This window comes from Mycobacterium tuberculosis H37Rv, assembly GCF_000195955.2.
In the GTDB taxonomy this organism is placed as follows: domain Bacteria; phylum Actinomycetota; class Actinomycetes; order Mycobacteriales; family Mycobacteriaceae; genus Mycobacterium; species Mycobacterium tuberculosis.
The window spans coordinates 1,842,389-1,865,545 of the sequence record NC_000962.3 but is presented as its reverse complement, the minus strand read 5'-3'; the positions used below and the strand labels follow the sequence as shown (position 1 = coordinate 1,865,545).

Below are 23,157 nucleotides of genomic sequence, written 5' to 3'. Positions count from 1 at the left end.
CGGTGACTGCGCCGGGACTTGACACACCGCCGGGCGGCGCCGATGGGACTCGAAGTTGCGTCCGCGAAAACGTGCGTTTTCCCTCACATGACATAAGACCCAACTAGGCTGAATTTCCCGTGACACATGTCCACTAGCTGCGCCGAGTCGAAGGGGGACCGCCATGTCGTTCTTACTCGTGGAGCCGGACTTGGTCACAGCAGCGGCCGCCAATTTAGCTGGTATTCGCTCGGCACTGAGCGAAGCCGCTGCCGCCGCATCGACCCCCACGACCGCGCTGGCATCGGCCGGCGCCGATGAGGTGTCGGCGGCTGTCTCGCGACTATTCGGCGCCTACGGTCAGCAATTTCAAGCGCTCAACGCCCGGGCGGCGACGTTTCACGCCGAGTTCGTGAGCTTGTTGAACGGCGGCGCGGCGGCCTATACCGGCGCCGAGGCCGCCAGCGTGTCGTCGATGCAGGCCCTGCTCGACGCGGTGAATGCGCCCACGCAGACGCTGCTGGGGCGCCCACTGATCGGCAACGGCGCCGATGGAGTGGCGGGGACCGGGTCAAATGCCGGCGGCAACGGCGGGCCCGGTGGAATTTTGTACGGCAACGGCGGCAACGGCGGGGCCGGCGGTAACGGCGGGGCCGCCGGATTGATCGGCAACGGCGGCGCCGGCGGCGCCGGCGGTGCTGGAGGTGCAGGCGGCGCTGGCGGGGCCGGCGGCACCGGCGGACTGTTGTATGGCAACGGCGGTGCCGGCGGCAACGGGGGCAGTGCCGCTGCGGCCGGTGGGGCCGGCGGCAACGCCCTGCTGTTCGGCAACGGCGGGAACGGCGGAAGTGGGGCTTCCGGCGGAGCCGCCGGCCACGCCGGGACGATATTTGGTAACGGCGGCAATGCTGGGGCCGGATCGGGGCTAGCCGGCGCGGACGGCGGGTTGTTCGGCAATGGCGGGGACGGTGGTTCCAGCACCTCGAAGGCTGGCGGTGCAGGTGGAAATGCACTGTTCGGCAACGGCGGGGACGGCGGATCGAGCACCGTCGCCGCCGGGGGTGCGGGCGGGAATACCCTGGTCGGCAATGGCGGTGCCGGCGGCGCTGGCGGCACCAGCGGTCTCACCGGTAGCGGCGTGGCCGGCGGGGCCGGCGGCAGCGTCGGCCTGTGGGGCTCCGGCGGTGCCGGCGGCGACGGCGGCGCCGCCACGTCATTGTTGGGCGTCGGCATGAACGCCGGCGCTGGCGGGGCCGGCGGCAACGCCGGCCTGCTGTACGGCAACGGCGGTGCCGGTGGGGCCGGCGGCAATGGTGGGGATACGACGGTGCCATTGTTCGACTCCGGCGTCGGCGGTGCCGGGGGTGCTGGCGGCAACGCCAGCTTGTTCGGTAACGGTGGGACCGGTGGCGTCGGCGGCAAGGGGGGGACGAGCAGCGATCTGGCCAGCGCTACCAGCGGAGCCGGCGGGGCCGGCGGGGCCGGCGGCGTCGGCGGGCTGCTCTACGGCAACGGCGGGAACGGGGGGGCCGGTGGCATCGGCGGGGCTGCTATCAACATACTCGCCAACGCCGGTGCCGGCGGCGCCGGTGGTGCCGCGGGCAGTAGCTTCATCGGCAATGGCGGCAACGGTGGGGCCGGTGGCGCCGGTGGGGCTGCAGCGCTATTTAGCTCCGGTGTCGGCGGTGCCGGCGGCAGCGGCGGCACCGCGTTGCTTCTCGGCAGCGGTGGGGCCGGTGGGAACGGCGGCACTGGTGGGGCTAACTCTGGCTCCCTCTTCGCAAGTCCCGGCGGTACCGGCGGTGCCGGCGGTCACGGCGGTGCCGGCGGGCTGATATGGGGCAACGGTGGGGCCGGTGGGAACGGCGGCAACGGTGGCACCACCGCCGATGGCGCCCTTGAGGGTGGCACCGGCGGTATCGGCGGCACCGGAGGCAGCGCCATCGCGTTCGGTAATGGCGGGCAGGGCGGCGCCGGTGGTACCGGTGGGGATCACAGTGGCGGCAACGGTATCGGCGGTAAGGGCGGTGCCAGCGGAAACGGCGGCAACGCCGGCCAAGTGTTCGGCGACGGCGGGACCGGCGGAACCGGCGGCGCGGGCGGCGCCGGTTCCGGTACCAAGGCCGGCGGCACCGGTAGCGACGGCGGTCACGGCGGCAACGCCACCTTGATCGGCAACGGTGGTGACGGTGGCGCCGGTGGCGCCGGCGGCGCCGGCAGCCCGGCCGGTGCCCCGGGTAATGGCGGCACCGGTGGCACCGGCGGGGTGTTGTTCGGCCAAAGTGGCAGCTCCGGTCCACCGGGCGCGGCAGCGCTGGCCTTCCCTAGCCTGAGCAGCAGTGTTCCCATCCTCGGGCCATACGAAGACCTCATCGCCAACACGGTCGCCAACCTGGCGAGCATCGGCAATACCTGGCTTGCCGACCCGGCGCCGTTCCTGCAGCAGTACCTCGCCAACCAGTTCGGCTACGGCCAGCTGACCCTAACCGCGCTGACAGATGCCACCAGGGACTTCGCTATTGGGCTGGCTGGCATACCGCCGAGCCTGCAATCGGCCTTGCAAGCCCTCGCGGCAGGCGACGTCAGCGGCGCGGTGACCGACGTGTTAGGGGCGGTGGTGAAGGTCTTCGTCAGCGGTGTTGACGCGAGTGACTTGTCGAACATCCTGCTGCTCGGGCCGGTGGGAGACCTGTTCCCCATCCTGAGCATCCCCGGCGCCATGTCACAAAACTTCACCAATGTGGTGATGACGGTCACGGACACAACCATCGCCTTTTCGATCGATACCACGAACTTGACCGGGGTGATGACGTTTGGATTGCCGCTGGCGATGACCCTTAATGCGGTGGGTTCGCCGATCACGACGGCAATCGCATTCGCCGAGAGCACGACAGCGTTCGTCAGCGCCGTGCAGGCCGGAAACCTGCAGGCGGCAGCGGCGGCCCTGGTCGGTGCTCCCGCCAACGTCGCCAACGGCTTCCTCAATGGCGAGGCCAGGCTGCCGCTGGCCCTGCCAACATCGGCGACAGGGGGGATTCCGGTGACGGTCGAGGTTCCCGTCGGCGGCATTCTTGCGCCTCTGCAGCCGTTTCAGGCCACGGCGGTAATACCGGTCATCGGGCCGGTTACCGTTACGCTCGAAGGTACGCCCGCCGGCGGCATCGTTCCCGCGTTGGTGAACTACGCTCCCACACAGCTAGCGCAGGCAATTGCCCCTTAGGGCGGCGCCGCTACCCGGACAGGGCGGCGAGGTATAAACGCGGCGCGCTGAAATGCCGTCGTCAAATTTTCGTTGAACGCGTGCTGAGTCGGTTCAGCCACGCAGCACGGCACCCACCCGTTCGGCTGCGCTTTGCACAGCGGCATCGCGGGCGGCGCTGGCGTCGTCTTCGGTTAAGGTGCGATCCGGCGCACGAAACCGCAGCGCGAAGGTCAGCGACTTGCGGTGCTCACCAATCTGCGGGCCGGTGAACACGTCAAACAACGCAATATCCTCCAGCAGGTCGCCTGCCCCCGCGCGCACGGCGTCGGCCACCGCCTGAGCGGGGATGTCCGCGGCCACCACCAGGCTGACGTCTTGGAACACGGCCGGATACGGCGACACCCTGGGTGCCGGCAGCGGCGCGCTGCACGGAATCGCATCTAGGTTCAGTTCCACCGCGCAGGTGCCTTTCGGCAGACCCGAGCGCTCGATCACGGCGGGATGCAGCTGCCCGGCGTGACCAACCGAGCTTTCCCCGACGAACACCTGCGCGCACCGGCCCGGATGCCACGGCAGATATTGGGCCGGCCGCAGGGTCACGTCCACGCGGCTGGCGCGCGCGATGATTCGCACCGCCTCGAACGCATCAGCCGCCTCTACCGGGCGGCCCGGGCCCCAGGGGCCTCGAGGCTCGCGCAGTCCGGCCAGCACCGCCGCGACGTGCTGGGGTTGCCGGGGCAGCGAGGCATCCAGCATGGCGATCTCATCATCGGTCGGCCGCCGGTCAACCGGGATCAACCCGACACCGCGCGTCTGCTCGGTCGGCTGGACCACCTGGGCGATGGCGAACAGCGCGACGTCGACCAGCCCTCGGGACACGTTGCGCACCAAGGCTTCCAGCAGGGCCGGCAGCAGCGTGGTCGCCAGTTGCGGACGATCGGCCTCCAGCGGGTTGAGCACCCGCGTGGTCATGCGCCGTGAGTCATCGGCTTCCAGCCCCCACAAATCGAACACACCGGCCGGCAGAAATGGAGTCGGCAGAATCTCGACATAGCCCGACAGCGCCAGCGACCTGCCGATCGTGCGACGGCGCTGCTGCCCAGCGGTGAGTCCACGACCCGCGGGCGCCGGTGGCAGCACCGACGGGATAACTTCCAGCCCCTCAAGCCGCAGCACCTCCTCGACAAGGTCTGCGGGTTGCCGCAGATCAGGTCGCCAACTCGGCGGGGTCACGGTCAAGGTGTCGCCGTCGTGGGTCACCACCGCGCCGATCTGGGCCAAGCGCCTGGCAGTAGTGCCCTGCGGATAGGCCACCCCGGCGATGCGGTCCGGCACATCGACTCCCATCCGGATCGGCGGCGGTGACCAGTCATCACACGGCGGGTCACCCCGCCAGTCGGTAAGGGTGGGAGAAACCTCCCCCCCGGCGATGTCGGCGAGCAGCCTTGCGCACCGGTCCAAAGCGGCCACGGAGATGGCCGGGTCCACCGTCCGCTCGTAACGACGGGCGGCCTCGCTAGGCAGGTGCAGCCGCCGCTGGGTACGCGATACCGCAGCCGGGTCCCATATCGCGGCCTCCAACAGGACATCGGTGGAGTCGGCCCGCACTTCGGTGCTGGCCGCCCCCATCACGCCGCCGATCGCCGCTGTCGCAGCATCGTCGACGATCAGGACATCGGCGGTATCGAGCTTGCGCTCGATACCGTCGAGGGTCACGGCGGTCTCGCCGGACCGGGCGAACCGCACTCCGAGGGTTCCGCTGATCCGGTTGCGGTCGTGGGCGTGCATGGGGTGGCCAAGTTCGAGCATCACGTAATTGGTCACGTCGACCGCCGGACAGGTCGCGCGGATACCGCAGAGCAGCAGTCGGCGCTGCAACCACCAGGGCGATACCGCGGCGGGGTCGATCCCGATGACCGGGCGTAGCGCGAACCGGCGCACCCCCGTCTCGGGCTGAACCGTCAGCGGCCAGGCTGGCCCCTCGATGGGTAGCGGCGGCACCCGCGAGTTGCTGGCGGGGTCGACGAAGTCCAGGTCGTAGGCGCACGCGAGCTCGCGGGCCAAGCCGCGCACCGACATGCAGTAACCGCGGTCTGGGGTGATGGCCAGATGGAAGACCACGTCGTCGAGCCCCAGCACGCCCGCGCCGTCAGCTCCGGGCTCGGCGGCTCCGGGGGGCAACACCAGGATCCCGGAATGGTCTGCGCCCAAATTGAGTTCGGCTGCCGAGCAGATCATTCCGTCGGAGTTGCGACCGTAGGCCTTGCGGGCGCTAATGGTGAATCCACCGGGCAGCGTGGCACCGGGCAGCGCTACCACCACCAGATCACCAACCGCGAAATTGGTTGCACCACAAATAATCTCGCGATACTGCCGATCGCCGATATCTACCGCGCAGGCCCGGATCGGCTTCTTGTAGCCGGTGAGCTCCTCGATATCGGCCACCCGCCCCACGGTCACCGGGCCGTCCACCGGACCAAGGGGGATGACCTCTTCGACCTCGTGGCCGATGCGCAACAGCGTCTGCTCGAGTTCGCCTGGGGTAACGTCCCAGCCCGAAGCGCCGACCGCAACCACCTCGCGCAGCCAGCTGTAGGGTAGCCGCATCAGGCACCCACCCCGAACGGCAACGAGAATCGGACGTCGCCTTCGACCATGTCGCGCATGTCAGGAATGCCGTTGCGAAACTGCAGGGTGCGTTCCAACCCCATCCCGAACGCGAAACCGGAGTAGAGATCGGGATCAATGCCGGTGGCCCGCAACACGTTCGGATGCACCATTCCGCACCCGCCCCACTCCACCCAGGCGGCGCCGCCAATCTTGTTGGCAAACCACACATCGACCTCGGCGGACGGTTCGGTGAAGGGGAAGAAGTGTGGCCGGATCCGGGTCCGCGCAGACGGCCCGAACTCGGCGCGCGCAAAAGCGTCCAGCGTTCCACGTAGGTGAGCCATCGACAGACCGCGGTCCACCGCTAGGCCTTCCACCTGATGGAAGATGGGCGTGTGGGTGGCGTCGAGTTCGTCGGTGCGAAAGGTACGACCGATCGAGATGATGTAGACCGGCAGCTCACGCGCTAGCAGGGTGCGAATCTGCACCGGTGAGGTATGGGTGCGCAGCAGCTGCCGCGAATCCTCCGGCGCGATGTAGAAGGTATCTTGTTCGCCGCGCGCAGGGTGGTCGGCAGGGAAGTTGAGGGCGTCGAAGTTGAACTGCTCGGTCTCCACCTCGGGCCCCTCGGCCAGTTCCCATCCCATCGCGATGAACGTGTCGGCGACGTGTTCGGCCAACATGATGATCGGGTGCCGGGCGCCGGCCGGCACCCGAGTCGAGGGCAATGTGACATCGATACCTTCGGCCACCAGCACGGCCGCGTCGCGCTCGGCACGCAGCGTCGCCAGCCGTTCGTCGTAGCTGCGCTGAGCGGCATTGCGGGCGGCGTTGACGCGCTTACCGGCCTCGGCTCGCTGTTCTTTGGGCAGCACGGCCAGCGCCTGCCGCGCCAGCGCCAACGGCGAGCGGTCGCCGAGATGCTCCGTCTTGACGCGCGCCAGGACGTCCAGGGTGTCCGCTAGGGCGATGGCCTGCTGGGCGGCGTCGACCGCCGTGGTCAATGCCTCCGGCGACAACATCGACACAATCGACTCGAGGGGGGGATCACCCACGCGGCGCCACTCTCCTTGCTGACGAGGCTATTCGGACCGCCCGCATCGTCGCGGAGCGGAAACTGGACTGATGGACGTACCCGACTTGCCCGCTAACGGCGTGACGCAAGTGCAAATCATAGGTGATTCGGTCGGCCCGGCTCGGCACGCGTTGTGCGGGACTCAGCGACTTAGCGCCGGCTGCGGAATCGCCAGCGCGCCGGGTGGCAGCGATGTGGCGCGCGCTCTGGTCCAACGCGCAAACCCGGCGGCACCCAGGGCCCCGAGTAGACCCAAGGCCGACCCACTCACCAAGCTCCACCAGCTATGGGCTAGCAGCACCAAGCAGAACCCCGACGCCACCGCCAGCAAGGCACACCGCCCGAGTGTCCAGCGCGCGGGCCGGGTGAAGCAGGCAGTCACTAACATGCCCAACAGCAACGCAACCGTGTGGCCGGCATCGGTGAAACCACCGCCGATGGTCGCAGTCGCCAAGCCCAGCGATACCCACCAACCAATCCATGCCGGCCGCCACCGCCCAGGGATTGCCGCGGTCAGCGCCCCGAGCGCCGCGAGGGCACCGTAGCTCATCCCGACATCGCTGACCCGGCTAATGGACCATGGCAACCAGCCGATCTCGATCGCCCCGGCAAGCACGGCCGCCACCAACAGTGTCGCCCCAATATGACCGACGACGAACGCCACGGTCAGCCGCAAGCTGCGCAGCTGCAGCTCCGCGACCGCGAGCAGACACGCCAAGCAGGGTAACCAGAAATAAAGCGGGCCCTCGTCGATGACGAAGGCGCTGTTCCACAGCGTTCCCAGGTGTCCATGGGCCAGGTTGTGCAGGTTCGTACTGGCATGCCGAATCACCTGGGCGTGCACCTGCGGACCATGCATCAGGATGGTGGTGCTGACCGATGCAAGAGCCGCCACGTAGCCCACGGTGAACCGGATCCGGGCCAGCAGGCAGGCGACGCGGTAGATCATCGCGTTCTACTGTGCATCGGGACTCATCTCATCGAAGTTATCGGCAGCTGTCGACTCGCTAACAGTCTTGATGCGATAGATCGCCAAGTCGGGCGGAATGCCGGTGGGCTTGCTGGCAAACACGGGTTTACGCACCCGCCGGGCCACGACGCCCAGCGCGTCCAACTCACTTTGCGGGATCAGGTCCAGGGTCGGTTGCGAGATCATGATGCCCCCTTTGGTGGCACGTTCCATAACCCGGGCGGCGATGTTGACGTCGACGCCGAGCCAGTCGGCGGCCAGCCGCTGCGGCCGGCCGGTGTGGATACCGATCCGCATTCGCGGTGTATAGCCTTGCACTTCAAGCGACTTCACAGCATCTTGGGCGACGAGCACGGCTCGCAGCGCGACGGTCGGATTGCGGAACACCGCCATGATCCCGTCGCCCAGCCGTTTGACGATGTGCCCGCCGGCGTCCAGGAGGGGGGATTCGACAGCCCGGGCCACCTGCCGCAGCAGCGTGAGGGTGGCATCGTCACCAGCGTGCAACGACCACGTGGAAAAGCCGACCAGGTCGGTGAACACCAACGTCACCTCCGGGTTTGCCGGCCGGCGGGAAACGGCCTCGGTCAACGCCTGCCACACCTGCAGCACACTCAGGCCGACCTCGCGCGAGGCCGCATCGCGATCCCGCAGCAGCCGATCGGCAGCTCGAGCCGCGGCACGTGGACCACCCTCACCCGCGGTGGACAACGGGTCGCCGAATTCCGGATCGCCAGGCAACAGGCGGCGCGCCCGGTGGATGAATGACACCAGGCCAGGGCTGCGGTTCACGGTGCGCAGCCAGCGTAGTGCGGACCGTTGTCGAGGTACTGGCGACGCCATGGCGGTTGCCGTCTCGTCGGGCGCGCCGGACTCCGAATCCTGCGGCCCGACCTCCACGTGGCAAGGGTAGGTGGTGCGGGCTGAGCCCGCCAATGACGACCTCGGTGTTTGTGGCACAAGTCGCATCAAACACGCTGATCACGCGGTTTGCGGCGGCTGTCCGCAGACGGTTAGAAACCGTTGAGTAGGGCGGGAAGAAGGCCGCCAAACTGCGTACCACTCAATTGAATGGCAGTCGGCATACCAGATGTGGGCGTCAACGTGACCGTCACGGGCTGCAGCGGAGCCAAGAGCCCCCCGACCGGAACGCTGATACCCACCGACTCGTAGCCCAGATTCGATGGCCCCGGTATCGACTGCGATATCGCTGTTTGGCCAAACAGGAAGCCGGTCACCGCGTTGCCGGGAGCTTGCAGAAGCGCGCCCGCGGCCCCTAGCAGGTTCCCGCTTTGCACCGCGCCGGAAAATGCTGTGCCGCTGTTTTGCAGCGCGGTCATGGTGGTGAGAGCTGGACCTACCGCACCAAGACCGTACACGAACGGAGCGGGCGCGGTGAGTGATCCCGAGTCGAAAACAACCTGTTGGGTAAGCGGATCAAACGACCCGTTGAGCGTCATCGTTACTGGACCGAATGGGGTGGGCAGACTGGCCGGATAGCTGAATGGCACGGCCAGCAGCGGATCGCTACCAGCGAGGAGCAACGGGCCGAAGCCGAAGGAGACCGCGGCGGCGCTGGAGCCGACCGTCTCGGGCCCGATCAACGGGTGCCCCAACAGCGCCTGGGCGGGCGCATTCACGGCGTTCACCACGGTCTGCTGGACGTTGGCGGCTTCGGCGCTGGCGTAGGCGGCCGCACCGCCCCGCAACGCGCCCACGAACTGGTTATGAAAACCCGCGATCTGAGCACTGATGCCTTGAAAATCCCGGGCATATGCCCCCAACATCGCCGCGACGACCGCCGACACCCGATCCGCGGCCGGGGCCGCCAGCCCAACCGTGGCTGGCGCCGCCGCCGCAGCGGCCTCATTCAGTGCCGAGCCAACGCTTTCCAAATTCCCGGCGGCCGCCGTTACCATGTCCGGCGCCACGGTGAGAAACGACATAGCCCGACTCCTTGTACACGTTGTACTGGCCGCAGCAATCCTTACGTGGTCATTGAGAAATAAAGTCTACAGCTAAGCAATCCTGATCTAGTTAAAAACTTTCTGGCGTTCTAAGCAACATTTTTCATTGGACTCCCTGCCCCCGCACGCACCGCGGGCCAAGCTATGCAGCTGCAGTCCTCGTCCACGCTCGTTGCCACCCGGAGGAGGCACTGGGTGACACGGCGCGATATCGGCGGACCAAATCGTGGACAACGCGCGTTGTCAATGCCTATCGTGGGCGCAGACTAACCTGGCACGGAGGCAGTCATGACTGTCGCATCGAGGACATCCGCCGACCCGCTCGGGCCCGATTCGCTGACCTGGAAATATTTCGGAGACCTGCGCACCGGGATGATGGGTGTGTGGATCGGCGCGATCCAAAATATGTATCCCGAGCTAGGTGCCGGTGTCGAGGAGCATTCAATCCTGCTCCGCGAACCCTTGCAGCGGGTAGCCCGCTCGGTGTACCCGATCATGGGTGTGGTCTATGACGGTGACCGAGCGGCCCAGACCGGCCAGCAGATCAAGGGCTACCACCGAACCATCAAGGGAGTCGACGCTGAGGGGCGTCGCTATCACGCGCTGAATCCAGATACGTTCTACTGGGCGCATGCGACGTTTTTCATGCTTGTCATCAAGGTCGCCGAATACTTCTGCGGAGGCTTGACCGAGGCCGAAAAACACCAGCTCTTCGAGGAGCACGTGCGCTGGTACCGGATGTATGGGATGAGCATGCGACCGGTGCCCAAGTCGTGGGAAGACTTTCAGGACTATTGGGACCGGGTGTGCCGCGACAAGCTCGAGATCAATCAGGCGACCGTGGACATCCTCCAGATGCGGATTCCCAAACCGAGGTTTGTACTCATGCCAACGCCGATCTGGGATCAGCTGTTCAAGCCGCTAATAGCCGGTCAGCGCTGGATCGCGGCCGGCCTGTTCGACCCGGCCGTGCGGGAGAAGGCGGGAATGCACTGGACACCGGGTGACGAGGTGTTGCTGCGAGTGTTCGGCAAGGTGGTAGAACTGGCGTTTTTGGCGGTGCCCGACGAAATCCGGTTGCACCCGCGCGCGCTGGCCGCCTACCGGCGAGCGGCAGGCCGTACTCGCCATGACGCGCCCCTGGTGCAAGCGCCCGGCTTCATGGCGCCACCACGGGATCGGCAGGGGCTGCCGATGCACTACTTCCCACCCCGTTCCCATCGCTTTACCCGGTCGGCTCTCGATCCCGCCAAGGCCCTGATGGAACGCGCCGGGGCGCTGGTCCATTCCACACTTTCGCTGGCCGGCGTGCGGCCGGCGCGGGGCCCCAGCCGCGCTGCGTAGGGCCGGACAATCAGCGGCGGCCCAACGCCCGAGCGCTCTCATACAGACAGATCGCGGCCGCGGCCGCGACGTTGAGGCTCTCCGCCCCTCCCGACATCAGGATGTGTACGCGGTGGTCCGCCAAGGCCGCGATCTCGGCCGACAACCCGTGTGCTTCGGGCCCGAACAGCCATGCCGTCGGCTCGGCAAGCAGCCGATCGGCATCGTCGAGAGCCATCTCGCCGTCCACTGCGGTGGCCAGCACCTGCAGTCCGGCCGCTCGCAGGTCGGCGATGGCGGCACCGACATCGGGCGCGACGACGACCGGGATCGCGAAGATGCTACCGGTGGACGCGCGCAGACACTTGCCGTTGTATGGGTCGACGCTGCGCCCGGCGAGGATCACCGCCGCGGCACCCATGGCGTCGGCGATGCGGATTACCGTGCCCGCGTTGCCCGGCTCGCGGATCTCGACGGTCACCGCGATCAGCTGAGGTGAGCCGGCCAATACATCCTCAAGTCGGGTCGCCGGCAGATCGCACACCGCCACCAACCCGGCCGGCGTGACCGTATCAGAGAGCGCCTTCGCGGCCCGCTCAGTCACCAGATGAACCGAAGCCTCGTGCGCGGCCAACAAGAGCTCGTGCCGCCGCGCCGCAACTTCGGTGACGAATACCTCCCGTACCAGCCCGCGCGCCAACGCCGCCGCTACCAGGTTGGGGCCTTCGGCGAGAAAACGTCCCGCCCGGCGCCGGCCTACGTGACGATGCAGTTTGACCGCCGTGGCCACCCTGGCCGAGCGTTCGGTGAGCACCGGCGTAGCCCTGCCTCAGGCCGGAATCCGGATCAGGCGGCCTCCCCGGAGGGGGCGTTGACGTCTTCGGGCAGTGCCGCCCGGGCGACGTCGACCAGCGCGGTGAACGCCGCCGGGTCGCTGATCGCAATGTCGGCGAGGTTTTTCCGGTCCACCTCGACGCCGGCGGCCTTCAGCCCCTGGATAAGCCGGTTGTAGGTGATGTCGTTGAGGCGCGCAGCCGCGTTGATCCGTGCGATCCACAACTTGCGGAACTCGCCCTTACGCGCCCGGCGGTCACGGTAGGCGTAGTTCAGTGAATGCAGCTGCTGCTCTTTGGCTTTGCGGTAAAGCCGCGATCGCTGGCCGCGATAGCCTCGCGATGCCTTCAGGATGCTGCGCCGCTTCTTGTGGGCGTTGACCGCCCGCTTTACGCGTGCCATGGATCTTCCTACTCTCGTTCGGACGTGATTGGTCAGGTGCCGGAGCCGGCCGGCGGTACGGTCAGCCGTTCAGCAACGACGTGACCCGTTTGGTGTCGTTGGCTGCCACCACGGTGCGGCCGTCCAGGCGCCTGGTGCGGGTGCTCGGCTTGTGCTCGAGCAGGTGCCGACGGTTGGCCTTCTGCCGGACGATCTTGCCGGTACCGGTGCGCCGGAACCGCTTCGAGGCCCCGCTGTGGGTCTTGGCCTTGGGCATGTTTCCTCAATTTCTAGAATTTCTAGGTTCTGCGTGTCTTGCTGGCGAGCTAGTTCGGTGCGGCTTTGCTGTCACCGGCCGTGGGCTTGGGCGGCGGCCCGCCGGCCGGTTCACCCGGGTGGCGGGCCCTAGCGCGGGTCTTCGCACCGCGGTGCGGTGCCAGCACCATCGTCATGTTGCGTCCGTCCTGCTTGGCGGACGTCTCGATGAATCCGTAATCGGCGACGTCCGCACCCAGCCGCTGCAGCAATCGATAGCCCAACTCCGGCCGCGACTGCTCACGTCCACGGAACATAATGGTGACCTTGACCTTCGATCCCGCCTCCAAGAAGCGGACGACGTGACCCTTTTTGGTCTCGTAATCGTGATCGTCAATCTTTGGTCGCAGCTTTTGTTCTTTGACGACGGTCTGCTGTTGGTTTCTGCGGGATTCGCGCGCCTTCTGCGCGGCCTCGTACTTGTACTTGCCGTAGTCCATGATCTTGCAGACCGGCGGTCTGGCATTGGGAGCAACTTCGACAAGGTCGAGATCTGCGTCCGCGGCGACGCGAAGTGCGTCTTCGATACGCACAATGCCTACCTGCTCCCCCCCTGGGCCGATCAATCGGACTTCAGGTACGCGGATGCGCTCGTTGACGCGGGTTTCAGTGCTGATGGGGCCTCCCTCGTTGGCTGCTGTTCCAGGCGCGACCAGCTTGTTGGACCCGGCCGGAATCAGGTGGGGAACACACCCAAACCATCAGCAAAAAAAGCCCTGCACAAGCAGGGCCCAATGCCGACCGATCGCGGCCAAAGCCGCCCACGCTGCACGCAGAACAGGCATCCGAGATGCCTGTGACCGGACCGCTGAACCTTGAGAAGGTGTGAAACGATCTCGTGGCTAGCGGTGGGAGTGGGACTCCACTTAACTGTCCCTGGCCTTCGCCGGGATGGTCGCGGCGTCCAGTCTAACAGCCATGACACGTCATCTAAGACAACGGCCGACATCAGCCGGTGCCCTCAGCACACCGATGCGGGGCTACAAAGGGCTGCAACGCCGGGCATTTCCCGGCTTTTGGGAATATCCTCGCGGTCTGTGACACTCACCAAACCTCGCTCGGCCACCAGGGGAAACTCCCGGTATCACTGGGTTCCCGCGGCAGCCGGCTGGACCGTCGGCGTGATCGCGACCCTGTCACTACTGGCCAGTGTGTCGCCGTTGATTCGGTGGATCATCAAGGTTCCGCGCGAATTCATCAACGATTATCTGTTCAACTTCCCCGACACCAACTTCGCGTGGTCCTTCGTGCTGGCATTGCTGGCCGCCGCGTTAACGGCACGCAAACGCATTGCCTGGTTGGTCTTGCTGGCAAATATGGTCCTGGCCGCCGTGGTCAACGCCGCCGAGATCGCAGCGGGCGGCAACACCGCCGCCGAGAGCTTCGGGGAGAATCTCGGATTCGCCGTGCATGTTGTGGCAATCGTCGTTCTGGTGCTGGGCTATCGGGAGTTCTGGGCCAAGGTCCGCAGGGGCGCGCTGTTTCGGGCGGCTGCGGTGTGGCTTGCCGGCGCGGTGGTCGGAATCGTGGCGTCTTGGGGTCTGGTCGAACTGTTTCCGGGATCACTAGCGCCGGACGAGCGGTTGGGTTACGCGGCCAACCGGGTGGTCGGATTCGCCCTCGCCGATCCCGATCTGTTCACCGGCAGACCGCACGTCTTCCTCAACGCGATCTTCGGGTTGTTCGGCGCGTTCGCGTTGATCGGGGCTGCGATCGTCTTGTTCCTATCTCAGCGCGCTGACAATGCGCTGACCGGAGAGGACGAATCCGCTATCCGCGGGTTATTGGATTTGTATGGGAAGGACGACTCACTGGGCTACTTCGCCACCCGTCGCGACAAGTCGGTGGTATTCGCATCCAGCGGCCGCGCCTGTATCACCTACCGTGTCGAGGTCGGTGTCTGCCTAGCCAGCGGCGACCCGGTAGGCGACCACAGAGCATGGCCGCAGGCCGTCGACGCGTGGCTGCGGCTGTGCCAGACCTACGGCTGGGCACCCGGCGTGATGGGCGCCAGTTCACAAGGGGCTCAGACATATCGCGAAGCGGGCCTAACCGCGCTCGAGCTGGGCGATGAGGCCATCCTGCGGCCAGCCGATTTCAAGTTGTCCGGCCCGGAGATGCGCGGGGTGCGCCAGGCCGTGACGCGGGCCCGGCGGGCGGGGTTGACGGTGCGCATCCGGCGGCATCGCGACATTGCCGAAGACGAGATGGCGCAGACCATCACACGGGCGGATTCCTGGCGCGACACCGAGACCGAGCGCGGCTTCTCGATGGCGCTGGGCCGCCTCGGCGACCCCGCGGACTCCGACTGCCTGCTGGTGGAGGCGATTGATCCGCACAACCAGGTGCTGGCAATGCTGTCGCTGGTGCCGTGGGGAACCACCGGTGTCTCCCTGGATTTGATGCGTCGTTCTCCACAATCCCCGAACGGCACTATCGAACTTATGGTCAGCGAACTCGCCTTGCACGCTGAAAGCCTTGGTATCACTCGTATTTCGTTGAACTTCGCGGTGTTTCGCGCGGCCTTCGAGCAGGGCGCCCAACTCGGCGCCGGCCCGGTTGCCCGGTTGTGGCGGGGGCTGCTGGTCTTCTTCTCACGGTGGTGGCAGCTCGAGACGCTCTACCGCTCCAACATGAAGTACCAACCCGAATGGGTACCGCGCTACGCCTGCTACGAAGACGCCCGAGTGATTCCCCGAGTGGGCGTCGCCTCGGTGATCGCAGAGGGGTTCCTCGTGCTGCCGTTCAGCCGGCGCAACCGAGTACACACGGGGCATCATCCGGCAGTGCCCGAGCGGTTGGCGGCCACCGGCCTATTGCATCACGACGGCTCGGCACCGGACGTGAGCGGGCTGCGGCAAGTAGGCCTCACCAATGGCGACGGGGTCGAGCGGCGGCTACCCGAGCAGGTGCGAGTTCGGTTCGACAAGCTAGAGAAGCTGCGGAGCAGCGGCATTGACGCCTTTCCCGTGGGCCGGCCGCCCAGTCACACGGTGGCACAGGCGCTGGCCGCAGACCACCAGGCTAGCGTGTCGGTGTCCGGACGCATCATGCGAATACGTAACTACGGTGGTGTGTTGTTCGCCCAGCTGCGCGACTGGTCGGGCGAAATGCAAGTGCTGCTGGATAATTCACGCCTGGACCAGGGCTGCGCGGCCGACTTCAACGCGGCGACCGATCTGGGTGATCTGGTGGAGATGACCGGACACATGGGCGCCAGCAAGACCGGAACTCCATCGTTGATCGTCAGCGGCTGGCGCCTGATCGGTAAGTGTTTGCGACCGTTGCCGAATAAGTGGAAGGGGCTACTGGATCCCGAAGCCCGAGTCCGGACCCGTTACCTCGACCTGGCGGTCAACGCTGAGTCCCGTGCGCTGATCACCGCTCGCAGCAGCGTGCTGCGCGCTGTGCGCGAGACGCTGTTCGCAAAGGGATTCGTCGAGGTCGAAACGCCGATCCTACAGCAGCTGCACGGCGGCGCCACCGCCCGACCGTTCGTCACGCACATCAACACGTATTCCATGGATCTGTTCCTGCGCATCGCACCAGAGCTCTACCTCAAGCGCCTGTGCGTCGGCGGCGTGGAACGGGTATTCGAGCTCGGCCGTGCCTTTCGCAACGAGGGCGTCGACTTCAGCCACAACCCGGAGTTCACCCTACTGGAGGCCTATCAAGCACACGCCGACTACCTTGAGTGGATTGACGGCTGCCGCGAACTCATCCAGAACGCCGCCCAGGCCGCCAACGGGGCGCCCATCGCCATGCGGCCCCGGACGGACAAGGGTTCCGACGGCACCCGCCACCACCTCGAACCGGTCGACATCTCCGGGATATGGCCGGTGCGGACGGTGCATGATGCGATCTCGGAAGCACTCGGTGAACGCATCGACGCCGATACCGGCTTGACCACTCTCCGCAAGCTGTGCGACGCCGCCGGTGTCCCCTATCGGACCCAATGGGATGCCGGCGCGGTCGTGCTCGAGCTATACGAGCACCTGGTGGAGTGCCGCACCGAGCAACCGACGTTCTACATCGACTTTCCGACATCGGTGTCACCGTTGACCCGACCGCATCGCAGCAAGCGCGGTGTCGCCGAGCGTTGGGACCTGGTGGCGTGGGGTATCGAGCTGGGCACCGCCTACAGCGAGCTGACCGACCCGGTGGAGCAACGGCGCCGCCTGCAGGAGCAGTCCCTGCTGGCCGCCGGCGGAGACCCCGAGGCGATGGAACTCGACGAAGACTTCCTGCAAGCGATGGAGTACGCCATGCCGCCCACCGGCGGCTTGGGCATGGGCATTGACCGGGTGGTCATGCTGATCACTGGGCGCAGCATTCGCGAAACACTGCCCTTTCCGTTGGCAAAACCGCATTAGCCGGAGCCGGTGGGCGTCCGTCGGATCACAGGAAACCCCCAACAAATCACCGCCCGAAATGGCTCAGAATGAACTGGTGACCGCGTCGACGCCGCCAGCCGCGACGCAGCCGTTAGCAGTAGGCCACACATCGCTGATGCACGGTTGGGTGCCGCTCGCTGTCCAGGTCGTGACCGCGGTCGTGCTGGTGCTGGCGGCAGGGTGGCGATCACGTCACTGGCAACGGCGGTGGCTGCCGACGGCCGCCGCTATCGGGGCCACCCTGGCATGGGGGACGCGCTGGTATGTCACCGGCAACGGCCTGGCCAACGAACGGCCGCCGAGCACGCTGTGGATCTGGGTCGCGTTGACCGGCGCGGCGGCGACGGTGTTGATCCTGGGCTGGCGCAGCGCGCGGTGGTGGCGCCGCGGCGCGTCGCTGCTGGCCGTGCCCCTCTGTCTGCTCAGCGCGACCTTGACGCTCAACCTGTGGGTTGGCTACTTCCCGACCGTGCAGACCGCGTGGAACCAGCTCACCTCCGGCCCGTTGCCCGACCAGGCCGATCAGGCCGCTGTTGCCGCACTGGCGCACAGTGGGGTGCGGCCGTCGCACGGCACGTTGTTGCCAGTGGTGATCCCTTCCGACGCATCACACTTCAAGCATCGCGGCGAACTGGTGTACCTGCCGCCGGCCTGGTTCGACCGAGAGCATCGTTCCGAGAACCCTCCGCCGCCGCAGCTGCCGACGGTGATGATGATCGGCGGTCAATTCAACACACCCGCCGATTGGGCGCGAGCCGGTAACGCGGTGAAGACGCTCGACGACTTTGCGGCCGCCCACAGCGGCAATGCTCCCGTCGTGGTATTCGTGGATTCCGGCGGCGCGTTCAACAACGACACCGAATGCGTCAATGGACGGCGTGGCAACGCGGCCGACCACTTGACTAAAGATGTTGTGCCCTACATGGTCTCGAAATTCGGCGTCAGTCCCGAACAGACCAGCTGGGGCATCGTGGGTTGGTCGATGGGTGGGACCTGCGCGGTGGATCTGACCGTCATGCACCCGACACTGTTTAGCGCGTTTGTCGACATCGCCGGTGATTTCTACCCGAACGCTGGCAACAAGACGCAAACCATCGTCAGGTTGTTCGGCGGCAACGAAGACGCCTGGTCGGCGTTTGACCCGACGACGGTGATCACCCGGCATGGCAGCTACACCGGACTGTCGGGTTGGTTCGCGATCTCTTCGCCGGGTCCACCCTCGCCCGACAACGCTGTCGCCGATACCACCACGATGCGGCTGGCCGGTCGCGATGCCGCCGCCAACCCAGGCAACCAGGCCGCTGCCGCCAATGCACTGTGCGCCCTCGGCCGCGCCAACGGCATCTACTGCGCCGTGGTTCCACAACCGGGCAAGCACGACTGGCCTTTCGCCGACCGGGTTTTCGCTGCGGCGCTGCCATGGCTGGCCGGCCAACTGGCCACTCCGGGAGTGCCTAAGATCCCGTTGCCGGGTACGACACAGCAGATCGCCGGTACCGGCAGATAGGAGCATTGCCAGAGCATGCCCGACGAACCGACACCACCGGAAGCCACGACGCCGAATTCCGAGTCCGATCCGCGGTACGACAGCGCTGGGGTACCGACCTTCGAATCCGTCCGCGAGAAGATCGAAACCCGATACGGAACGGCCCTGGGGGCAACCGAACTCGACGCCGAGAGCCCGCAAGGCCGCCGGCTCGAAGATCAGTACGCGCAGCGGCAGCGCGCGGCAGCCGAACGGCTAGCTCAGATCCGTGAGTCGATGCACACCGATGAGTGAGACCGCACCCAGTTCGCCGCCGTGAGCACAGACTTGACGCGCGGCGATAGTCCAGCTCAGGCGCTGACGTTGCGCCGTCTGTTCGACCGCGATGTGGCGGCCGAGGCACCGCCGCCGACGACCTCAGCGAGAAACTTCCCGGTGTAGCTCGCCGGCACCGCGGCAACGTCCTCCGGAGTGCCTTGGGCGACAACGGTTCCGCCGCCGGCACCGCCCTCCGGGCCCAGGTCGATGATCCAATCCGATGTCTTGATCACGTCCAGGTTATGTTCGATGACGATCACCGTATTGCCCTTGTCGACCAGGCCGTTGATCACGTTGAGCAGCTTGCGTATGTCGTCGAAGTGCAGTCCCGTCGTCGGCTCGTCGAGGATGTAGACGGTGCGCCCGGTGGAGCGCTTCTGCAGCTCCGAGGCCAGCTTGACCCGCTGGGCCTCACCGCCGGACAGCGTGGGCGCGGGCTGGCCGAGCCGCACGTAGCCCAGGCCCACGTCGACCAGGGTGCGTAGATAGCGATGGACGCCGGCGATCGGCTCGAAGAACTCCGCCGCTTCCTCGATGGACATGTCCAGCACTTCCGAGACGGTCTTGCCCTTGTAGTGCACCTCGAGGGTTTCGCGGTTGTACCGGGCCCCCTGGCAGACCTCGCACGGCACGTACACGTCGGGCAGGAAGTTCATCTCGATCTTGATGGTGCCGTCGCCGGTGCAGGCCTCGCAGCGACCGCCCTTGACGTTGAACGAGAATCGTCCGGGTTGATAGCCGCGGACCTTGGCCTCGGTGGTGGCGGCGAACAGGGTGCGGATCTTGTCGAACACACCGGTGTAGGTGGCCGGGTTGGATCGCGGTGTGCGCCCGATCGGCGATTGGTCCACCCGCACCAGCTTGTCCAGATAGTCCAGCCCGGTGACCCGGGTGTGCCGGCCGGGGACCTGCCGGGCGCCGTTGAGGCGGTTGGCCAGCACCGCGGCCAGGATGTCGTTGACCAACGTCGACTTGCCCGAACCCGAGACACCGGTCACCGAGGTCAGCACACCCAGCGGGAAAGACACATCGATCCCGCGCAAGTTGTGCTCGCGGGCGCCGACGACGGTGAGTTGACGACGGGGGTCGACGGAACGCCGAATCGCCGGTATCTCAATGCTTTCCCGGCCGGACAGGTAGGCGCCGGTGATCGAATCCTTGTTGCGTAGCAGTTCATCGTAGGGCCCGCTGTGCACGATGCGGCCACCGTGCTCACCGGCCCCCGGGCCGATGTCGACGATCCAGTCCGCATGCTCGATGGTGTCCTCGTCGTGCTCGACGACGATCAAAGTGTTCCCCAAATCCCGTAACCGGGTGAGGGTTTCGATAAGACGACGGTTGTCGCGCTGGTGCAGCCCGATGGACGGCTCGTCGAGCACGTAGAGCACACCCACCAGGCCGGAGCCGATCTGGGTGGCCAGCCGGATACGTTGTGCCTCACCGCCGGACAGCGTGGCCGCCGCCCGGGACAGCGACAGGTACTCCAGCCCGACGTCGAGCAGAAACCCGAGCCGCGACCGGATCTCCTTGAGCACCTGCCCGGCGATCGCTTGCTCGCGCGGACCCAGCGTGAGCGCGTTCAGGAAGTCCGCGCAGTCGGCGATCGACAGCTCACACACCTCGGCGATGGACTTGGCGCCGTGCTCCCCCTTGGACTCCCCAGCCAGCGTCACCGCCAGAATCTCGGGCTTGAGCCGGGTGCCCGCACACACCGGGCAGGGCACGTCCCGCATGAAACCCTCGTAGCGCTCCTTCATCTGCTCGGACTCGGTTTGGGACATCTTGCGTTGCAGGAACGCCAGCACACCCTCGAAATCGGCGTAATACGACCGGGTGCGTCCGTAGCGGTTGCGGTAGCGCACGTGCACCTGCTCGTCGGCGCCTTCCAGAATCGCCTTGCGGGCCTTGGCCGGCAGCTTGCGCCAGGGCGTGTCGACGTCGAACCCGAGCGCCTCGCCAAGGCCGGCCATCATCCGGGTGAAGTACTCCGCGGTGTGGCCGTTCGACCACGGCGCCACCGCACCCTGCGCCAGGGTGCGATCCGGATCGGGCACCACCAGCTCCGGGTCGACCTCCTTGCGGATGCCCAGACCACTGCATTCGGGGCAGGCGCCGTAGGGCGAGTTGAACGAGAACGACCGCGGCTCCAGGTCGTCGACGGCCAGCGCGTGCCCGTTGGGGCAGGCCAGCTTCTCGGAGAACCGCTGCTCGCGATGCGGTGCACCCAGTTCATGATCGACGAATTCGAGCACCACGATCCCGTCGGCCAAATTCAGCGCGGTTTCCACCGAATCGGTGAGCCGCCGCTTGGCGGCGGCCTTGACGGTGAGACGGTCCACCACCACCTCGATGTCGTGCTTTTCCTGCTTTTTCAGCTTCGGCGGATCGGTCAGCGGATGCACCACACCGTCGACCCGCACCCGGCTGTAGCCCTGGGCGTTGAGCTTATCGAACAGATCGGCGAACTCGCCCTTGCGGGTACGCACCACCGGGGCCAGCACCAGAAACCGAGTGCCCTCCGGCATGGCCAGCACCTGATCGACGATTTGTTGCGGGGTTTGGCGCGCGACTCGCTCCCCGCAGGTCGGGCAGTGCGGCGTGCCCGCGCGCGCATACAACAGCCGCAGGTAGTCGTACACCTCGGTGATGGTCCCGACCGTCGATCGTGGGTTGCGGTTGGTCGACTTCTGGTCGATGGACACCGCCGGAGACAGCCCCTCGATGAAGTCGACGTCCGGCTTGTCCATCTGCCCGAGAAATTGGCGGGCGTAGGCCGACAGCGACTCCACGTAACGCCGCTGCCCCTCGGCGAAGATGGTGTCGAACGCGAGCGAGGACTTGCCCGATCCGGATAACCCGGTGAAGACGATCAGCGCGTCGCGGGGCAGGTCGAGGTCGACGCTGCGCAGATTGTGTTCGCGCGCACCCTTGACGATCAGGCGGTCAGCCACGCTGTCCCTTTCACTGAAACTCATCTCGCCGGCCAAAGGCCGTATCCCATGCTATGTGCCCGTACCGACAACCATCAGGGGACCGGTAACGTCGTAACGTCGGCGCATATGACCCGCGCCAACGACGATGATGCCGGCGCAGCCGGCATAGGAGCAGTGGCGCATATGACAACAGTCGACGACAACTACACCGGACACGTCGAACGCGGCAAGGCGGCGCGTCGCTTCCTGCCCGGCGCCACGATCCTCAAGGCATCGGTGGGCCCGATGGACAACAACGCCTACCTGGTGACGTGTTCAGCGACCGGAGAAACCCTGCTGATCGACGCCGCCAATGACGCGGAGGTCCTCATCGACCTGGTCCGGCGGTACGCGCCGAAGCTGGCCCTGATCGTTACCAGTCACCAGCACTTCGACCACTGGCAGGCGCTGCAAGCGGTGGCCGCGGCCACCGGGGCGCCGACCGCGGCCCATCCGATCGACGCCGACCCGCTGCCGGTCAAACCGGACCGGTTGCTCACCCACGGCGACAGCGTGCGCATCGGCGAGCTGACATTCGACGTCATCCACTTGCGCGGACACACACCCGGATCGATCGCGCTGGCCCTCGGCGGGCCGGTGACCGGAGGCGTCACACAGCTCTTCACCGGCGACTGCTTGTTCCCCGGCGGTGTCGGCAAAACCTGGCAACCTGCCGACTTCACCCAACTGCTCGACGACGTCACCACCCGGGTTTTCGACGTGTACGCCGACTCCACCGTCATCTACCCCGGCCACGGTGACGACACGGAGCTGGGTGCCGAACGCCCCAGCCTCAGCGAATGGCGTGCGCGCGGCTGGTAACGGCCGCTAGGTGGTGTGCACGATCAGCACGTCGACCTTGGCCCGGCGTGACACATTGGCCGGTACCGATCCGAGCAGCCGACCCGCGATCGTGCTCAGACCGACATTGCCGACGACCAGCAGGTCCGCCTTCTCCTCATCGGCCAGGTTCACCAACGCGTCGACCGGGGCGCCGACGATCGGCCGTTCCTCGACGTTTTTCGCACCGGCGTTGTGCGCTCGTTCCTTGGCGTCGTGCAAGATCTCGTAGATCGGGGCGGTGCCCGTCACCTTGTAGCTTTCGTCCTTCAGAATGTCGGCGGCGCGAGCGTCCTCGTGCTGAGGTAGGTATGCCGAGGCGATGATCAACTTGGCGTCTGCGCCGGCGATCTGGGCAGCGCGATCTACCGCTCGCATCGACGAGTCCGAACCGTCGGTTCCTACCACCACGGTCTTATAGGCGCTCATTTACCCTCCCAGGTGTCGGTTGCTACGCCAACCCCAGACAGTATCGCGTTGCCGGATATAGA

The 23,157-nt window shown here is 66.5% G+C and carries 17 protein-coding genes; 6 read left to right on the top strand and 11 right to left on the bottom strand.

Going from position 1 to position 23,157, the window contains the following annotated elements; all coding sequences use genetic code 11:
- Positions 1-163 precede the first annotated feature (163 nt).
- Positions 164-3,199 carry a PE-PGRS family protein PE_PGRS30 gene (gene PE_PGRS30, locus Rv1651c; protein ID YP_177826.1) on the top strand — a complete coding sequence of 1,012 codons (3,036 nt, stop codon included), beginning with the start codon at positions 164-166 and terminating at the stop codon, positions 3,197-3,199.
- Positions 3,200-3,292: 93 nt separating this feature from the next.
- Here the strand turns inward: PE_PGRS30 and pheT are convergent, their stop codons facing one another.
- The 5 genes from pheT to PE17 all read right to left on the bottom strand — a co-directional run bounded on the left by pheT (position 3,293) and on the right by PE17 (position 9,782).
- The gene (gene pheT / locus Rv1650) at positions 3,293-5,788 is read right to left on the bottom strand and encodes a phenylalanine--tRNA ligase subunit beta (RefSeq protein ID NP_216166.1); all 2,496 of its coding nucleotides are present in this window, start codon (positions 5,786-5,788) and stop codon (positions 3,293-3,295) included.
- Positions 5,788-6,813 carry a phenylalanine--tRNA ligase subunit alpha gene (pheS, locus tag Rv1649; protein ID NP_216165.3) on the bottom strand — a complete coding sequence of 342 codons (1,026 nt, stop codon included), beginning with the start codon at positions 6,811-6,813 and terminating at the stop codon, positions 5,788-5,790. Before pheS ends, pheT begins: the two co-directional genes overlap by 1 nt.
- 195 nt (positions 6,814-7,008) lie before the next feature.
- Entirely contained in the window at positions 7,009-7,815 is an 807-nt protein-coding gene (locus Rv1648; RefSeq protein NP_216164.1) for a transmembrane protein, read from the bottom strand.
- Between the two features lie 6 nt (positions 7,816-7,821).
- Entirely contained in the window at positions 7,822-8,772 is a 951-nt protein-coding gene (locus Rv1647; RefSeq protein ID NP_216163.1) for an adenylate cyclase, read from the bottom strand.
- A gap of 77 nt (positions 8,773-8,849) precedes the next feature.
- Positions 8,850-9,782 (bottom strand): PE family protein PE17, encoded by a 933-nt coding sequence (gene PE17 / locus Rv1646; protein ID YP_177825.1) that lies wholly within the window; start codon positions 9,780-9,782, stop codon positions 8,850-8,852.
- Positions 9,783-10,091: 309 nt separating this feature from the next.
- Here PE17 and Rv1645c point away from each other — a divergent pair, with 309 nt between their 5' ends.
- Positions 10,092-11,147 carry a hypothetical protein gene (locus Rv1645c; RefSeq protein ID NP_216161.1) on the top strand — a complete coding sequence of 352 codons (1,056 nt, stop codon included), beginning with the start codon at positions 10,092-10,094 and terminating at the stop codon, positions 11,145-11,147.
- A gap of 10 nt (positions 11,148-11,157) precedes the next feature.
- Here Rv1645c and tsnR read toward each other — a convergent pair whose 3' ends face one another.
- From tsnR to infC, 4 genes are all read right to left on the bottom strand, one after another.
- Complete coding sequence (gene tsnR / locus Rv1644; protein ID NP_216160.1) at positions 11,158-11,940, bottom strand: 23S rRNA methyltransferase TsnR; 783 nt, start codon at positions 11,938-11,940, stop codon at positions 11,158-11,160.
- Between the two features lie 32 nt (positions 11,941-11,972).
- Positions 11,973-12,362, bottom strand: coding sequence for a 50S ribosomal protein L20 (gene rplT / locus Rv1643; RefSeq protein ID NP_216159.1), 390 nt, complete (start codon positions 12,360-12,362; stop codon positions 11,973-11,975).
- A 61-nt stretch (positions 12,363-12,423) separates the two neighbouring features.
- Positions 12,424-12,618, bottom strand: coding sequence for a 50S ribosomal protein L35 (gene rpmI / locus Rv1642; RefSeq protein ID NP_216158.1), 195 nt, complete (start codon positions 12,616-12,618; stop codon positions 12,424-12,426).
- A 49-nt stretch (positions 12,619-12,667) separates the two neighbouring features.
- Positions 12,668-13,273 carry an initiation factor IF-3 gene (infC, locus tag Rv1641; protein ID NP_216157.1) on the bottom strand — a complete coding sequence of 202 codons (606 nt, stop codon included), beginning with the start codon at positions 13,271-13,273 and terminating at the stop codon, positions 12,668-12,670.
- Between the two features lie 237 nt (positions 13,274-13,510).
- On the opposite strand from infC, the gene lysX reads away from it, so the two are divergent.
- Genes lysX through Rv1638A form a run of 3 tightly spaced genes read left to right on the top strand, consistent with a single transcriptional unit; the run spans position 13,511 to position 18,830 of the window.
- Positions 13,511-17,029: a bifunctional lysine--tRNA ligase/phosphatidylglycerol lysyltransferase gene (lysX, locus tag Rv1640c; protein ID NP_216156.1), complete on the top strand. Its 3,519-nt coding sequence runs from the start codon at positions 13,511-13,513 to the stop codon at positions 17,027-17,029.
- A 58-nt stretch (positions 17,030-17,087) separates the two neighbouring features.
- The gene (locus tag Rv1639c; RefSeq protein NP_216155.1) at positions 17,088-18,557 is read left to right on the top strand and encodes a hypothetical protein; all 1,470 of its coding nucleotides are present in this window, start codon (positions 17,088-17,090) and stop codon (positions 18,555-18,557) included.
- Between the two features lie 15 nt (positions 18,558-18,572).
- On the top strand, positions 18,573-18,830 hold the full coding sequence (locus tag Rv1638A) for a hypothetical protein (RefSeq protein YP_177650.1): 258 nt from the start codon (positions 18,573-18,575) through the stop codon (positions 18,828-18,830).
- A gap of 56 nt (positions 18,831-18,886) precedes the next feature.
- Here Rv1638A and uvrA read toward each other — a convergent pair whose 3' ends face one another.
- On the bottom strand, positions 18,887-21,805 hold the full coding sequence (gene uvrA / locus Rv1638) for an excinuclease ABC subunit UvrA (RefSeq protein NP_216154.1): 2,919 nt from the start codon (positions 21,803-21,805) through the stop codon (positions 18,887-18,889).
- A gap of 48 nt (positions 21,806-21,853) precedes the next feature.
- Between uvrA and Rv1637c the strand changes: the two genes are divergently transcribed.
- Positions 21,854-22,648 carry a hypothetical protein gene (locus Rv1637c; RefSeq protein NP_216153.1) on the top strand — a complete coding sequence of 265 codons (795 nt, stop codon included), beginning with the start codon at positions 21,854-21,856 and terminating at the stop codon, positions 22,646-22,648.
- 6 nt (positions 22,649-22,654) lie between these two features.
- Here Rv1637c and TB15.3 read toward each other — a convergent pair whose 3' ends face one another.
- Positions 22,655-23,095 carry an iron-regulated universal stress protein gene (gene TB15.3, locus Rv1636; RefSeq protein ID NP_216152.1) on the bottom strand — a complete coding sequence of 147 codons (441 nt, stop codon included), beginning with the start codon at positions 23,093-23,095 and terminating at the stop codon, positions 22,655-22,657.
- Between the last annotated feature and the right edge of the window lie 62 nt (positions 23,096-23,157).